This window comes from Frankia sp. AgB32 (assembly GCF_023243045.1).
Classification (GTDB): Bacteria; Actinomycetota; Actinomycetes; order Frankiales; family Frankiaceae; genus Frankia.
Genome location: NZ_JALKFX010000170.1, coordinates 1 through 660 on the forward strand (window position 1 = coordinate 1; position 660 = coordinate 660).

Here is a 660-nt window from a genome sequence, read left to right on the forward strand (position 1 = left end):
GGTGAGGGTGGTGATGCCGGTGGTGTAGTGGACGGTGTGGCGGATGTGGCGGGTCCAGTAGTCGGGGTTGGTGAGGTCTTCGGGGGTGGTGAGGTGGCCGGTGAGGTTGCTGATGAGGGGGATGGTGGGTGGCTGGTAGGTGAGGGTGGCGGCGGTGGTGTGGAAGGTGTTGAGGATGGGGGTGGTCAGGGGGCTGTGGAAGGCGTGGCTGACGGTGAGGTGGCGGGTTTTGATGCCTTGGGTGGTGGCGTGGGCGGCGATGGTGGTGAGGGTGGTGGTGGGTCCGGCGAGGACGGTGTTGGTGGGGCTGTTGAGGGCTGCGAGGTCGACCTGGGACAGGTCGTGGGTGGTGGACAGGGTGGTGAGCAGGTCGCGGGTGGTCTGCTCGTTGGTGTGGAGGGTGAGCATGCCGCCGCCGGGGGGCAGGCTGCCGAGGAGTGCGGCGCGGGTGGTGACGAGGCGGGCGGCGTCGTCGAGGGTGAAGACGTCGGCGATGTGGGCGGCGGTGATTTCGCCGAGGCTGTGGCCGATGAGGTGGTCGGGGGTGATGCCGTGCCAGGTCACCGTGCGGTAGAGGGCGACCTGTAGGGCGAAGAGGGTGGGTTGGGTCCAGGCGGTGTGGTGGATGAGGTCGGCGTCGGGGCTGTCGGGGTCGGCGTG

Annotated in this window: 1 protein-coding gene; it reads right to left on the bottom strand. The window is 69.1% G+C overall.

Annotated elements, in window-relative coordinates:
* On the bottom strand, positions 1-660 hold a 660-nt coding region (locus MXD60_RS26270), incomplete at both ends, for an acyltransferase domain-containing protein (protein ID WP_248822387.1).